The organism is Pusillimonas noertemannii, assembly GCF_003096595.1.
Classification (GTDB): domain Bacteria; phylum Pseudomonadota; class Gammaproteobacteria; order Burkholderiales; family Burkholderiaceae_B; genus Pusillimonas; species Pusillimonas noertemannii.
On record NZ_QEKO01000004.1, the window covers coordinates 127633 to 142266 of the forward strand.

The following is a 14634-nucleotide window of genomic DNA, read 5'->3' on the forward strand; positions in this document are numbered from 1 at the left end:
ACATTGCACTTCGAACAAAGGCAAGAGGTTTATTGTGAGGCTCTCTACACATCACTGAGGTAAACAGGGTACGTGCGATCTTGAGGAGTTTCAATGCGATGTAGCCGTGTCGTTGCATTTAGTCGAAGGGGCAATGGCTTGCGAAGGAGACAACGCTGGCTAAGTGACACGACAACAGCTGCTGAATCCGCCCATGCGATGGCTGCCGTCGCAAAACGGCGCTTTTTCCGATAGTCCACAGCGACATAGCGTGAGTTGATCTCCCACAGCATAACTACTACCCGACGCGTCGACGAGCTCTACCCGCCCCTTTATATGCAAGGGGCCATTGTCCAAGATACGAATGGTCGGCTTTTCCATAGATGTACTCTCGTAGTGAAAATCTGGTTAATGACTGCAATGTCTATTGATTGCAATATGTGCTAGCGTTGCTGCTGCCAGGGCAGCAGCAACCTCTCGAGCCACTGAAATAGCCCGAAAATAAGGGAACCCATCATTCCGGCGGCCAGTAAAGCCGCCAACGATAGTTTCAAGGAAAGAATCTGCCACGAATGCCAGATCAGATACCCCAAGCCGGTATCGGCGTTCAAGTATTCAACGGCCGTAGTGGTCATCAAGGCGAGGCCAATGGATATATGAACGCCACTCATAATGACGGGCATGGAGGCGGGCAACATCACTTTCCGATATAGGTCCAGGGGCTTGGTTTCGAAGCTCGCCGCAACGTCTTTGTAGATCGGATCGATGTTCAGCACCCCCGCCATCGAGCTGATTACCATTGTAAAAAACGGACCGAGCGCAATCATGAGCACATTGGAGGTTTCATTCAATCCCACCAGAATCAAGAACAGCGGAAACAATGCAATACGGGGTAATGGGTATAAAACTGTGATAATCGGCCGCAGGATGATTCGGCACCAGCGGAACATACCCATGGTTAATCCCAGAAGTATTCCTGGAATGGTTCCCAGCACCATTCCAACACCGAAACGCGATGCGGTATGTCCTAAGTGCTCCCACAATTCGCCTTCCCTCGCTAGGTCGGCCAGGGTCACAAGCACGGTCGTCGGGGCAGGTAAAATGCGGTCGTCCGCCCAGCCCAAGCGCGAACACAATTCCCATATTATTAGCACAGTCAACGGGCTGATGAATGCGAAAAAAGTTTCTTTGCGAGGAGCGCGAATTCGTGAGCTTGGCAATGGCATGCTCGCTCTCCCTTGAGTGTCGTTTCCGATAACTGCTTTAGGCACGAGTACCCCCCTCTGATTGAATATCGCCGCGCAAAGACAAAACTTCTTCTCGCAGACAGTCCCAGATACGCCGTCTGACCTCGATGTAATCGCGATCGTTCTGCATATCCAGAACATTACGCGGGCGCGGCAGATCCACATTTACGGTATCTTTGATACGTCCAGGCCTTTTCCCCATGACAGCCACTCGATCACCCAAAATAATGGCTTCGTCGAGGTTATGTGTAATAAACACGACCGTCTTGGCACTTCCTTCCCACAGCTTCAATAGATCTTCGTAGACAAGGATCTTGGTTTGCTCATCCAAGGCACCAAAGGGTTCGTCCATAAGCAAAATAGAGGGGTTGTTCACGAATGCACGGGCGAGATTCACCCTTTGCAGCATCCCCCCCGACAACTGTCGCGGATAGACATCCTGAAAAGCCAATAAGCCGAGCTTGTTAAGGTATTCGCGTGCTTCAGCGTAGCGCGTTGCCTTGGGAACCCCTCTCACCGCGAGTCCATAGGCGGCATTGTCCAACACCGTCATCCAGGGAAAGACGCCGTTTCCCTGGAAAACCATGGAACGCAATGGTTTCCCCTTGGCCTTGATACCACAACGGATTTCTCCGCTCGACTGGGATTCCAGTCCTGCCAGCATGCGCAGCAAAGTCGTTTTTCCACAACCGCTTGGCCCTACTAGACACAGAAACTCGCCTTCCTTTATGGTGAGGTTCACATCGCTAAGCGCCGCGATGGGGCCTGACGCAGTATGAAATTCTTTATTGAGCTTGGTGATTTCAATGCTGTCAACGTGCATAGCATTGTTCGGGGCAGTTGCCTGCACAGGGCGTAAAACTGGTCCGGCTCTCATTCTTCGTATCCTGTTTGTGGGGGATCGTAAATCGCCAGGAAAACCAGGAATTCGTCGCTCAAGTTTTCCAGCTTATGGGGGATGCCATCGGAAATCTTGATGACTGCGCCCGCCATTACAAGACTGTTTTCTTCGCCCACATGAGCCTTGCCCACGCCCGCCAGCACTGAAATCGAGCAGCGCACATCTTCCGCTTGTGCGATGAACCATCCTCCAGGCGCCACTCGGATGACGTCGGCGCTATATGCGTCGGTGTAATCATTGGCGATGATATTGCGCCGTTGTTCACAGCCACGCAGCCCTGCCCCCGATAAAAGGGTCCAGGGTATCTGTTCAGTATTCAGTACATGATCCAAGAGTCGTCTCCCCAGCTAATTGAAATGCAATAGTTTTGATAGTTGGATACTTCGCGACGGCACTCTCAGCCGGCCTGCGCCGTATGCCGCAGCCGCTCCAAGGCCGAGATGTCCACCATTTCTTTTACGTCAACCGGTTTCCTCACCAATCTGGACTGAGCCCAAAAATCCTGAACCCGTTGCAGCACGTCAATGGAAATCACCCCGTCGGGACTCCAGTACGACGTGCCGCCAATTTGTCGCAAAAGGGGCTCGGGCATACCGGTCCACTTACTCGCAATGGACAATAAACCGGCGGTCCACTGGCCTTTCGATTGGGTAATCTCTTGCACAGCTTTGAAATAGCCTGCCAGGAACTGCTTTACGGCATCTGGATGTTCCGATAGAAAGGTTTCGGATGCAGCCAGGAATGTTTCTTGGTACCACGGAATGACGTCCTTGTATGAGAGCCATCGCTTTGCGATGCCCTCGCTCTCGATCATGGTGGCGGTAGGCTCACTGACACCGGCTACGTCTACGACCTTTTGACGCAGGATCTCGATAGTGTCGGAAGGTGTTCGTGGTTTGTAAGACAGAGATACGTCCGTCTTATCCAGGCCTGCACTGGACAAAGTGCTTTGCAATAGAAAGTCGATAGGGTTTCCGACCGCAGCGCCGTCGACCTTTCGCCCACGCAGGTCTGCCGGGGAACGTATGGCACCGGAATCCCATAAATCGGATCTCACCATCAAGACCACGCCGTCTCGATACCCTTGCTTGGGCTGGGTCAGTACGGAGATTAGTTTGATGTTAAAACCGTCCGCGAACTGATTGAACATAGCTGGGCCAGCAATGACCGAACTGATATCGACGTCGCCGCGCGCCAGCAGGGGCATTTGCGAATTGGCCGACCCCTTATAAGGAATAACTTCGACATCCAAGCCCTCATCTTTGAAGTAACCACGTTCGACGGCGACAAAAAGCGGAAGGTAAATGATTTGAGAGGGATTTACGGACAAACGAACCTTCTGGGGCAGTGGTTCAGTGGCCAGACATGTAGAAGTCAATCCAAGTGACACGACAATGGCCGAATATCGCAGCCACGCCGCTACCCGCTTAAAGCTATCGCGCATCACACACCTCCGAGTTGAAAATTCGACATTAGCCGCGCGAGCGCGGTGGATCATAGATAGTCATGAATACAAGATATTCCTGACCCGTGTTTTCAATGGAATGCAAGGCCCCGAAAGGAATTTTCACTATTGATCCTGGCCCTACTGCGTGGACCTTGCCGGCAATGGTGACTGTGCCTGCGCCGCTCATGAAATAAAACGCGTGATTGTCGGGATCAATATGTACAGGAGAGTATCCGCCAGGAGCGACGCGTACATAATCAACGCTATATGCATTGGTGAAGTCCGAGGCCACGACTCCAAACTGGAATTCGTAGCCATTGGAATTCTCCACCGAAAAAGGCTTCCATATCAATTCTTCCATAGAAACTACATGTCGCATGATGCTGCTCCAAGGGCCGTTTCAATACAATCCGTTCTCGTTACTTGTCCATTCGTCGGAGGGGTTATTTCGGGCCCAAGATGGTGGAAAATTCCTCGGGAGCAAACAAGCGCGGGCGCATCGCTACGCCCGAGGGCCAATACCTCTCCTACGAAAATGTCATGATCTCCCCCGGGGTATTGGGCCCATTTCCGACAGACGAAGTAGCCGAGGGTTCTACGCAATATAGGGCACCCCTCTATCCAGTCGCAGCCAATTTCCAATCGGGTACCCCGCCGTCCGGCAAAGTAGTGCCCAAGCTCGGCCTGATCGGATTGCAATAAATTAATCCCGAAGCGTTCCGCACTTTGAAGTAGAGGATGCGCACGCGCCGTTCGGGCCACACTGAAGAGCACCAGTTGTGGGTCGACTGACACGGCGGCGAAAGAACTTGCCGTCATTCCGTGGAATGTGTCGCCCTGTTTGACTGAGATGACCGCCACCCCTGTGCTGAAAGCTCGCAAACCCTTGCGAAATTCTTCTGAATCAACCATTAACTATCTCCATGATATTCAATGCGGTACTCGGCTGAAGATGCCATCAGAATATGTGCTTGATGCCTAAAGAAACCGTTGTGGAGCGATCATCGCCCGCACTTATGGGCTTGGATCTCATTTGCACACCGCCACTGCCCAGTGTGTATCCGGATCCGTTCTGATTGTCTATGGTTCCAAGTGCAGCGTAGAGCAACGTGCGACGCGACAGCCTATATTCTGCGCCTACGGCCAGCCATGTGGCATTTCGATTGCCTGCGGGGGAAAGGTAGTCTGAACTGTCTATAACCCGAGTGATTTGGGCAATAGCGGTCAAAAAGCCAAACGGTATCCTGACCCCAATATTCCAAAGTGATATGTTCGATGTGCCGGAGCCGGGGAGCCTCGCGAACGAGCCCAGGCAGTTGGAACAGCTGTTCTTTTCTCCGGTATAGCCAAGATACATACGCCAATTATCGAAGTCATAACTGCCACCGACAAGCCAAGCTTCGAGGTGGCCTGTGCCTCCTCTTCCACTTTGTTGCCGGCCGTATGCCGCCAATATATCCAAAGGGCCGTTGGTATAGCGAAGTGACACACCATAAGCGTCACCCAGCGCGGCTACACGGTCATTAATGCTGGCTAAGGCAGTCAATCGCCAGCCGTTCCATTCGGGAGAAACATAGTTGATGGCATTATCGACTCTTGCGCTGACGACCTGCGGAGCAACTTGGTATTTTGCCCCCCGCGACAATGAGATGAGTCCCCCACTACCCATCCAGTGAAATGCATCAATTTTGGATTGTGCCAATGAAATCGGCGTCGGGATTCGGCCTAATGTCAGTGCGCCGAACACTTCATGCGAAATCCCTACTGATGCCTCACGCCCGAATAATCGCCCACCTTGACCCGCCATGCCGGTATTTCCGGCGAAGCCGTTCTCCAATCGGAAATTTGCAGACCAGCCGTTTCTCAGATTTTCGCTTCCGATGAACCCCAATCGACTTCCTGCCGCACCACCGGATATGACGCGACCTGTGGTACTGCCGTCTGTATGACTGATATCAAGGCCGCCGTCGAAAATTCCATAAATCTTCACCCCTTCTTGAGCGTGAACCGTCTGTACCGCTATTCCTCCCATCAACGCTGCGGCCGCCAGCCAAAGCATGGTTTTTTTATGAGTATTACTCATTCTTTTACCCTATGTTTTTGAATTGTCTCCTCTTGGCCAGTCATCGGTCGGGTCTTCCACCGTTGCATAGGCCCCGATGAGATTATGTTTGTGTTCCAAATTTACGGCAATACTATAAAATATGAACGGTTCGTTCCAATTTATGGACAAAATGGATGTTGACTTTGATCGATATACTCACTTTCGTAAAAATTGCTGACTTGCGTAGTGTGACTCAGGCGGCGCGTGTGCTAGGCATGCCAAAATCATCGGTCAGTCGTAATTTGGGGCGCCTTGAGCAAGCTGTGGGAGCACCCCTGGTGCTGCGCGGCAGTCGGCAACTATCGCTGACTGATACGGGAAGAGTTTTCTACAACCACGCTCAGCGGATACTGGAGGAAGTGGATGAGGCTCATAGTGCTGTGGGCCAATTACACGGAACCGCACGCGGCCATTTACGTGTCGCCGCACCAGTCACGTCCGGGCAACAGTTGTTGGCCCCCCTGCTTCCGGAGTTTCTGTCGCTTTACCCCAAGCTCACCTTGAATCTTGAGTTAACCAGCCGACAAGCAGATCCCTTAACGGAGGACGTTGATGTCGTTATTCAAATTGGAGACCTAAGCGACTCGCAATTAGTCGCTCGCCGACTAGGCACGTTTCGCCTGTCGCTATATGGCAGCGCCGAATATCTGGCCCGGCACGGGGAGCCGAGAACCGTCTCGGATTTGTCCAGCCACGTTGTGTTGGATATTTTCGAAGGCCCGCATGCATGGACGCTATATGGCCCCGGAGGAAGCACTGCGGTCGGGATTACGCCTCGACTATCTATCAATGATCCTTCCGCGATCCGCACGGTAGCATTGGGCGGCACCGGCCTAGCTTGGTTACCCCATTTTCTATGCGCTAATGACTTGGCTTCCGGGAAGCTAGTGCATGTACTGCCGCAATGGCATCGAGGCCAACGCGACGTCCACGCACTATTCCCACCTCCCCGCACCCTCACTCCTCGGGTACGCGTATTTATTGATTTTTTAGTAGAAAAATTTGCTCAAAAAGGGCAGTTGCATTACTAGGATTTTGCTTTCCTGTTTCTTCATGACTCTAGTTTAATGCCGCTACGCCAAACCGAAGCCACCGCCGGTCTAGTCATCCCCATCGCCGTCAGCCGCAACCGCCGCCTGCGCGCTGCCCCGGCTCTGGCTTAGCCGCAGCAGATAATCCGCATCGATATCACCCGTGATATAGCACCCATTGAAGCAGGACGACTCGAACTGCTCCATCGCCGGATTCAGGTCGCGGATCGATTGCTCGAGGTCTTCAAGCCGCTGATACACCAGCCCGTCCGCCCCGATCTCTTGCGCGATCTGCTCCGTGCTGCGGCCCGTGGCGATAAGCTCGGACTGCGTCGGCATGTCGATGCCGTAGACATTGGGAAACCGCACCGGCGGCGCCGCCGAAGCAAAATACACCTTGTTCGCACCCGCCTCGCGCGCCATGTCCACGATCTGGCGGCTGGTCGTGCCCCGCACGATCGAATCGTCCACCAGCAGCACATTCTTGCCGCGAAACTCCATGTCGATCGCACTGAGCTTTTGCCGCACCGATTTCTTGCGTACCGCTTGGCCCGGCATGATGAAAGTGCGGCCCACGTAGCGATTCTTGATGAAGCCCTCGCGATAATCCAGCCCCAGGTGCGCCGCCAACTGCATGGCCGAGGGACGCGAAGAATCGGGTATGGGCATGACCACATCGATATCGCCCAGGCGCAGCGACTTCGCCACATTGTTGGCCAGGTACTCGCCCATGTTCAGGCGCGCCGAATAAATCGACACGCCATCCATCAATGAATCGGGCCGCGCAAAATACACGTACTCGAACACACAGGGCGTGAGGCTGGGCGCCTGGGCGCACTGGCGGCTGGTAAGCCGGCCGTCAAGGTCGATCAGCACCGCTTCGCCGGGCTGCACGTCGCGCACGAAGGTGTAGCCGCAGCCCGTAAGCGCCACCGACTCGGAAGCCACCATCCATTCAGGGCCCTGGTCGGTTTCAAGCGAGCCCAGGCAAAGCGGACGTATGCCGTGCGGGTCGCGAAAGGCCACCATACCGAAGCTCGAGATCTGGGCAATGACGGCGTAGGCCCCCCGAGCGCGCTTGTGCACGGCTTCAACCGCCGCAAATACCGCGTTTTCGTCGAGCGACACACCGTTGGCCGCCTGCTGCAGCTCGTGCGCGAAAATATTCAGCAGAACTTCGGAATCGGAATTGGTATTGATATGCCGCCTGTCGACGCGGAACAGTTCTTCGCGAAGGTCGCGCCAGTTGGTCAGGTTGCCGTTGTGCACGAAAGTGATGCCGAATGGCGCGTTCACATAGAAGGGCTGCGCCTCGTCCACGCTGTCGCTGGAGCCCGCCGTGGGATAACGCACCTGGCCCAGGCCGCTGTTGCCGGGCAGCGAGCGCATATTGCGCGTACGAAAGACGTCGCGCACGAGCCCGCTTGCCTTGTACATGCTGAAGAGCTGGTCGTGCGCCGTGGCGATGCCGGCGGCGTCCTGGCCACGGTGCTGCAGCAGCAACAGGCTGTCATAAATTACCTGATTGACGGGATTGCGCCCCGCAATCCCAACGATTCCGCACATTTGAGTGTCCTAGTTAAAGCGTCTGGTTGTAGCGTTCAGTACGGCAAATAGCCGGCCAGCGAAGGCGGTAGCATCTGCTTGAGTTTCTGTATGCCCTGCTCGGCCGAGCCCGACAGACGGGCGTCGCGCCACCACGGCTCTTGGGGCAGCTCGGTGTAGCCGGCCAGCGCCACCAGCACCAGCACGATCAGCAGCCCGCGCAGGAATCCGAAGATGGCGCCCATGCCGTGGTCGGCGGGGGTAAGCCCGGTTTTATCGATAAGCGTGCCCAGCGTGACATTGATCAGCCCCACCAGAAGCAGCACCACGATGAAGACCGCCGCATAAGCTGCGGCGGTGCGTAGAAGGTCGTTCTCGATGAAGGCTGTAAGCCAGCCTGAGACCCGCGGCCCCCACCAGATGGCGGCCACAAAGGCCGCCGCATAGGCAACGAGGGAAAGCAGCTCTTTGACGAAACCTCGCAACAGGCCCAGGAATGTAGACACCCCCACGATGGCCAGCACGATGTAGTCGAAGCTTGTCACTGAGTGGCGATGAAGCTGTTGACGTAGTCGAGTGAGCGCAGCCGTGTCTGTGCCGCCTGCGCCGCCTCGCGCGTGGGGAAAGGCCCCACCCGCAGGCGGTAGGTGGTTTTCCCGTCAGGGCTGGCCGACTCGACATAGGCGTTGGTGACACCTGCCGAAACCAGGCTGTCGCGGCGGGCCTGGGCGTCTTTTTGAGACGTGTAGGCGGCGATCTGCACCACGAAGTTGCCCTTGGCGGCGGCCGCCGGCGGCTTGGACGGCTGGCGCCCTTCGAGCAGCGCGATGGCGACGGAACCGTCGTCGGTGCGTTCGGAAGCGGACGGCTTGGGCGCCGGTTTGGATTCGGGCTTGGGCTCTGGCTTGGGTTCAGGTTTGGGCTCGGGGCGCGCCGGTTCTTCAGGCTTGGCGCCGGCGGGCTCTTGCGCCGAGGCCTGCTGATCGGACGGAGTTTCGGCGACGGGCTCGGGCACCGGCAAGGCAGGCGTTTCAACACTGAGTTGGCCGTTGGCATCGCCGGACGTGGCCGGATCGCCCGACGCGATGGACGGTTCGGGAATGGGCGGAATGGCCGGCACCACGACCGGGGTTTCAGCCGGCTGCTCGGGTTCGGACTTGATCAGCATGGGCACCACGATGACCGCGGCCACGACCAGCGCCAGCGCGCCGATGAGCCGCTGGCGCGCCCTGCCGCGCAGATCTTCGGCATGAGCCTCGCTGGGCGGCGATGAACGGCGCCTGGATTCGGAGGCAGCCTGTTTGCGAGAGAACAATCCCATGTAAAAACCTCTGGCCGCGGCCCGATCGGGACAAGCGCGGCGACATGATTAGACCGTGCGCCCCAGTTCCTGAAGTATGGGCCCAACCGTCGAGAACGAGCCAAACACAAGAATTCTATCATCCTCGGCAGCCAGCTCGCGCGCCTTGGCGAAGGCTTGAACCGGATTGTCAAAACTTGACACGGTTATTGTCTCGTCGGGATTGTCGGGCAGCACACCTCGCACGATCTCGGCCAGCTCTTCACCGGTGCTGCCCCGGGGCCCATCGAGCGTGGCGCAATACCAGTGATCCACGCGGGGCGCCAGCTTGGCCAGCACGGCCTTGGCGTCTTTGTCGCGCAGCATGCCCACCACCGCATGGGTATAGGGGTAGTAGGCCATGCCGGCAAGGTTCTGCGCCAGTGCGGCGGCCGCATGGGGGTTATGCGCCACATCGAGCACGATGGCCGGCTTGCCGGGCAGGATCTGCATGCGCCCAGGCAGCGACACCTGCAGCAGGCCCACCCGCACCGCCTGCTGCGGCACGGCCAGCTTGTCGCGCAGCGATTCAATGGCGGCCAGCGCCGCGCTGGCATTGATCAGCTGGTTGGCGCCGCGCAGCGCCGGATAAGCCAGCCCGTTGCGCCGCTGGTTGCGGCCGCCGTAGGCCCACTGCTGGCGATCGCCCGAATAATTGAAGTCCTTGCCGAACTGCCACAGGTCGGCGCCCGCCTGTTCGGCGTATCCGGCGATGGAGGCCGGCGGCTGGGGATCCGCGCAGATGGCCGGGCGCCCCGCACGGAACACATGGGCTTTTTCAAGGCCGATTTTCTCGCGCGTATCGCCCAGCCACTCGGTATGGTCGATGTCGACGCTGGTGACGATGGCGCAGTCGGCATCGACGATGTTGACGGCGTCCAGGCGCCCTCCCATGCCTACCTCGAGCACCGCCACATCGAGCCGGCCGGCATCGAAAAGCAGCAGCGCCGCCAGCGTGGCGAATTCGAAATAGCTCAGGCTGATCTCGCCGCGCGCCGCCTCGATGCGCTCGAACTGCGCGATGATCTGCTCGTCGCCGGCGTTTTCACCATTGACGCGTATGCGCTCGTTGAAATGCACCAGGTGCGGCGAGGTATACAGGCCCACGCGATAGCCGGCCGAAAGCAGGATGGCTTCCAGCATGGCGCAGGTGGACCCTTTGCCGTTGGTGCCCGCCACCACGATCTTCACAAATGGCAGTTCAAGCTCCAGCCGCTGCGCCACCGTGCGAATGCGGTCCAGCCCCATGTCGATGGCCTTGGGGTGCAGGGTTTCCAGATGGGCAAGCCACTGGTCGAGGCTGGCGTTGGCGCCGGGTTGAATAGATGACATGGTGGACCTGATAAAAAAGAAAAGCCGGCGCCATTTTAAGACAGCTCTGAACACTTCTTCGCGCGATGTGTTCGGAGCTGCCTTGCGGCGCCGGCGAGGGCCGGAAAACCGGCCGTGCGGCTATTTGCGGCGCGGCGGCGGCAAATCGGTGCAGACGCCCTCGAAGGCCTCTGCCGCCATGCCGATGGATTCGCCCAGTGTGGGGTGAGGATGAATGGTCTTGCCGATGTCGACGGCATCGGCGCACATCTCGACCGCAAGCGCCACCTCGCTGATCAGGTCGCCCGCATGGGTGCCCACGATGCCGCCGCCCAGCACGCGGTGCGTCTGCGCATCGAACAGCAGCTTGGTGAAGCCCTCGTCGCGGCCATTGGCAATGGCCCGCCCCGACGCGGCCCACGGGAACACGCCTTTCTCGACCGCGATGCCCTCGGCCTTGGCCTGGTCTTCGGTGAGCCCGACCCAGGCGACTTCAGGGTCGGTATAGGCGACCGAGGGAATGACGCGCGCGTCGAAATAGCTTTTCTGCCCGGCGATGGCCTCGGCGGCCACATGGGCCTCGTGCACCGCCTTGTGGGCCAGCATGGGCTGTCCGACGATGTCGCCGATGGCATAGATATGGGGCACGTTGGTGCGCATCTGCTTGTCGACGGCAATGAAGCCCCGGTCGCTTACCTGCACGCCCGCCTTGTCGGCATCGATGTTCTTGCCGTTGGGGCTGCGCCCGACCGCCTGCAGGACGAGATCGTAGCGCTGCGGCTCGGACGGCGCGTTGGCGCCCTCGAACGTAACCCAGATGCCGTCTTCCCTGGCCTCGGCCGAAACGGTCTTGGTGTCGACCATGATGCGGTCGAAGCGCTTTTCGTTCTTCTTCTGCCAGACCTTGACGAGATCGCGGTCGGCACCCTGCATCAGGCCGCCCAGCATCTCGACCACGTCGAGCCGCGCGCCCAGCGCCGAGTACACCGTGCCCATTTCAAGCCCGATGATGCCGCCGCCGACGATGAGCATCTTCTTGGGAATGAAAGGCAGTTGCAAGGCGCCGGTGGAATCGACGATGCGCTGGTCTTGCGGCAGGAAGGGCAGCTTGACCGACTGGCTGCCCGCGGCAATGATGGCCGAACCGAACTTGACCGTGCGCGCCGCGCCTTCGGCGGGCTGCACCGCGATATGATGCGGGTCGACGAAGCGGCCCACCCCGGTCAGCACTGTAACCTTGCGCATCTTGGCCATGGCGGCCAGGCCGCTGGTCAGTTTTTCGATCACGCCTTCTTTGTAGAAGCGCATCTTGTCGAGATCGATGGTGGGTGCGGCAAAAGAGATGCCGTGCCGAACGATCGCCCGCGCTTCTTCGGCCACCGCAACCGTGTGCAGCAAGGCCTTCGAGGGAATGCAGCCCACGTTCAGGCAGACACCGCCCAAACTGGAATAGCGTTCGATCAGGGCAACCTTCAGGCCCAGGTCGGCGGCGCGGAAGGCGGCCGAATAGCCGCCCGGGCCGGCTCCCAGCACGACTACATCGTATTGCTCGTCGGCCGAACCGGAAAACTGCGCGGCCTGCGGCGCCGGGCTTGCGCCCGCCTGCTTTGCCGCGCCCGATGAAGGCGCCGGCTTGCCGGCTTCGCCTGCGGAAGCCTTGCCGGAACCGCCTTCAGGCGCCGCCGGTGCGCCCTTGCCGCTTTTGGCCGCCTCCTGCTGCGCAGGCGCCGTGCCGGCCCCGGCCTTGGCTTCGATGCGGACCAGGGGGTCTCCCTGGGCCACTTTGTCGCCCACCTTGACCAGGATTTCGGCGACGACACCGCCCTGCTCGGCCGGAATCTCCATCGAGGCCTTGTCGGACTCGACGGTGACGAGGCTTTGCTCGGCCTCGATGGCGTCGCCCACCTTGACCAGCACCTCGATGACGTCGACCTTGTCGAAATCGCCTATGTCAGGCACTTTGAGTTCTGTCGTGCTCATGCGCGTCCCTTATAGTGCAATGCGGCGGAAATCGGCCAGCAGCGCGGCCAGGTATGCGTTGAATCGCGCGGCCGCCGCGCCGTCGATGACACGATGGTCGTACGACAGCGACAGGGGCAGCATCAGCCTGGGCTGGAAGGCCTGGCCGTCCCACACGGGCATGTGGCTGGAGCGCGAAACCCCCAGAATGGCCACTTCGGGCGCATTGATGATGGGCGTGAACGAAGTTCCGCCTATGCCGCCCAGCGACGAGATGGAGAAGCAGCCGCCCTGCATCTGCGCGGGCGACAGCTTGCCCTCGCGCGCAAGCGCTGCCAGCTCGGAGGTTTCGGTGGCCAGTTCGAGTACGCCCTTTTTGTCGGCGTCGCGTATTACCGGCACCACCAGGCCGTTGGGCGTGTCGGCCGCAAAGCCGACGTGGTAGTACTGCTTGTAGACCAGGTTGTCGCCGTCGAGCGAGGCGTTGAACTCGGGGAATTTCTTCAGGGCCGCAACCACCGCCTTGATCAGGAAGGCCAGCATCGTGACCTTGACGCCCGACTTCTGGTTTTCTTTGTTGAGCGCAACGCGCAGCGCCTCGAGCTCGGTGATGTCGGCCTGATCGTTGTTGGTGACATGGGGAATCATCACCCAGTTGCGATGCAGGTTGGCGCCCGAGATCTTCTTGATGCGTGAAAGCGGCTTGGCCTCGGTGGGCCCGAACTTGCTGAAATCGACCTTGGGCCAGTCGAGGACCGACAAGCCGCCGCCCGCCGGCGCCGCCGCACCCTGCGGCGCGCCCGAGGCCAGCGTCTTCTTGACGAAGCCACGCACGTCGTCGAAGGTGATGCGTCCCTTGTCGCCGCTGCCGGGGACGCGGTTCAGGTCGACGCCCAGCTCGCGCGCAAACTTGCGCACCGAGGGCGACGCATAGGGAAGCTTGTTGGACGGTATGTCGTCGGCGTAGTCCTGTGTGGGCGAGGTGCGCTCGACAGGCTGCGAGGCCATGACACCCTCTGCGCCGCGCGCCAGGGTTGCGGGCGAGGCGGCCTCGCCTTGTTGTTCCATAGGCTCGGCGGAATCGGCGGCGTGCGCAGCGGCGGGCGCAGCGGCAGGCGCGGGTGCGGGGCTTTCAGCCGCATCGCCCGCGGCCGGCTCGAGCACCAGAATCTCGGAACCCTGCGCCACCTTGTCACCCACCTTGACCGCGATGCGCTTGACCACGCCCGCCTGCGACGAGGGGATTTCCATGGAGGCCTTGTCGGACTCGACGGTAATGAGGCTTTGCTCGGCCTGGACCGTATCGCCCTCGGCCACCAGCAGCTCGATGACCTCGACGTCCTTGAAATCGCCGATGTCGGGCACCAGCACCTGTACCGGCTTGCCTGCGCCCGCAGCCGAAGCGCCTGCGGAGGCGGCCGGCGCGGGCTTGGGCTCGGCCGCTGCGGCCTTTTCGGTGCTGCCGGCCTTCTCGGCCTTGGCGGGGGCCTGGGAAGCAGGCTTCTCGGCCGCGGGCGGTTCGGCCTTGTCGGCGCCCGACTCTTCGATTTCGAGTATGACCGCCCCTTCGCGCACCTTGTCGCCCACGCTGACTTTGACGGCCTTGACCGTGCCAGCGGATGGCGAGGGGATTTCCATCGAGGCCTTGTCGGACTCGACCGTGATGAGGCTTTGCTCCGCCTTGATCACGTCGCCTTCGGCGACCAGCACCTCGATGACGTCGACCTCGGAGAAATCGCCGATGTCCGGTATCTTGATCTCTGTGCTCATT

The 14634-nt window shown here is 59.2% G+C and carries 15 protein-coding genes; 1 reads left to right on the top strand and 14 read right to left on the bottom strand.

From position 1 onward, the window contains the following. Positions 1-159 precede the first annotated feature (159 nt). The 8 genes from C7440_RS13915 to C7440_RS13950 form a co-directional block, all read right to left on the bottom strand. A complete protein-coding gene (locus C7440_RS13915) occupies positions 160-360 on the bottom strand; it encodes a CDGSH iron-sulfur domain-containing protein (protein WP_116518984.1) in 201 nt (66 codons plus the stop codon). A 62-nt stretch (positions 361-422) separates the two neighbouring features. Continuing rightward, positions 423-1205 (bottom strand): ABC transporter permease, encoded by a 783-nt coding sequence (locus C7440_RS13920; RefSeq protein ID WP_165832597.1) that lies wholly within the window; start codon positions 1203-1205, stop codon positions 423-425. A gap of 37 nt (positions 1206-1242) precedes the next feature. Continuing rightward, the gene (locus C7440_RS13925; RefSeq protein ID WP_207775416.1) at positions 1243-2103 is read right to left on the bottom strand and encodes an ABC transporter ATP-binding protein; all 861 of its coding nucleotides are present in this window, start codon (positions 2101-2103) and stop codon (positions 1243-1245) included. Beyond that, positions 2100-2459: a cupin domain-containing protein gene (locus C7440_RS13930; protein ID WP_116518987.1), complete on the bottom strand. Its 360-nt coding sequence runs from the start codon at positions 2457-2459 to the stop codon at positions 2100-2102. Before C7440_RS13930 ends, C7440_RS13925 begins: the two co-directional genes overlap by 4 nt. A gap of 65 nt (positions 2460-2524) precedes the next feature. Beyond that, positions 2525-3571 carry an ABC transporter substrate-binding protein gene (locus C7440_RS13935; RefSeq protein WP_165832598.1) on the bottom strand — a complete coding sequence of 349 codons (1047 nt, stop codon included), beginning with the start codon at positions 3569-3571 and terminating at the stop codon, positions 2525-2527. A gap of 28 nt (positions 3572-3599) precedes the next feature. Beyond that, on the bottom strand, positions 3600-3953 hold the full coding sequence (locus tag C7440_RS13940; protein WP_116518989.1) for a cupin domain-containing protein: 354 nt from the start codon (positions 3951-3953) through the stop codon (positions 3600-3602). Next, on the bottom strand, positions 3941-4486 hold the full coding sequence (locus tag C7440_RS20315) for a flavin reductase family protein (protein WP_116518990.1): 546 nt from the start codon (positions 4484-4486) through the stop codon (positions 3941-3943). The genes C7440_RS13940 and C7440_RS20315 overlap by 13 nt, the downstream gene beginning before the upstream one ends. A gap of 46 nt (positions 4487-4532) precedes the next feature. Further along, the gene (locus tag C7440_RS13950; RefSeq protein ID WP_116518991.1) at positions 4533-5657 is read right to left on the bottom strand and encodes a porin; all 1125 of its coding nucleotides are present in this window, start codon (positions 5655-5657) and stop codon (positions 4533-4535) included. 155 nt (positions 5658-5812) lie between these two features. Here C7440_RS13950 and C7440_RS13955 point away from each other — a divergent pair, with 155 nt between their 5' ends. Continuing rightward, the gene (locus C7440_RS13955) at positions 5813-6709 is read left to right on the top strand and encodes a LysR family transcriptional regulator (RefSeq protein ID WP_116518992.1); all 897 of its coding nucleotides are present in this window, start codon (positions 5813-5815) and stop codon (positions 6707-6709) included. Positions 6710-6778: 69 nt separating this feature from the next. Here the strand turns inward: C7440_RS13955 and purF are convergent, their stop codons facing one another. The 6 genes from purF to aceF form a co-directional block, all read right to left on the bottom strand. Next, the gene (gene purF, locus C7440_RS13960; protein WP_116518993.1) at positions 6779-8275 is read right to left on the bottom strand and encodes an amidophosphoribosyltransferase; all 1497 of its coding nucleotides are present in this window, start codon (positions 8273-8275) and stop codon (positions 6779-6781) included. A 35-nt stretch (positions 8276-8310) separates the two neighbouring features. After that, positions 8311-8799, bottom strand: coding sequence for a CvpA family protein (locus C7440_RS13965; RefSeq protein WP_017523386.1), 489 nt, complete (start codon positions 8797-8799; stop codon positions 8311-8313). Further along, positions 8796-9575 (bottom strand): SPOR domain-containing protein, encoded by a 780-nt coding sequence (locus C7440_RS13970; protein ID WP_116518994.1) that lies wholly within the window; start codon positions 9573-9575, stop codon positions 8796-8798. The genes C7440_RS13965 and C7440_RS13970 overlap by 4 nt, the downstream gene beginning before the upstream one ends. A 48-nt stretch (positions 9576-9623) precedes the next feature. Next, entirely contained in the window at positions 9624-10925 is a 1302-nt protein-coding gene (folC, locus tag C7440_RS13975) for a bifunctional tetrahydrofolate synthase/dihydrofolate synthase (RefSeq protein WP_116518995.1), read from the bottom strand. A 120-nt stretch (positions 10926-11045) separates the two neighbouring features. Further along, positions 11046-12884 carry a dihydrolipoyl dehydrogenase gene (gene lpdA, locus C7440_RS13980; protein WP_116518996.1) on the bottom strand — a complete coding sequence of 613 codons (1839 nt, stop codon included), beginning with the start codon at positions 12882-12884 and terminating at the stop codon, positions 11046-11048. Positions 12885-12893: 9 nt separating this feature from the next. After that, complete coding sequence (gene aceF, locus C7440_RS13985) at positions 12894-14633, bottom strand: dihydrolipoyllysine-residue acetyltransferase (protein ID WP_116518997.1); 1740 nt, start codon at positions 14631-14633, stop codon at positions 12894-12896. Position 14634: the final 1 nt, after the last annotated feature.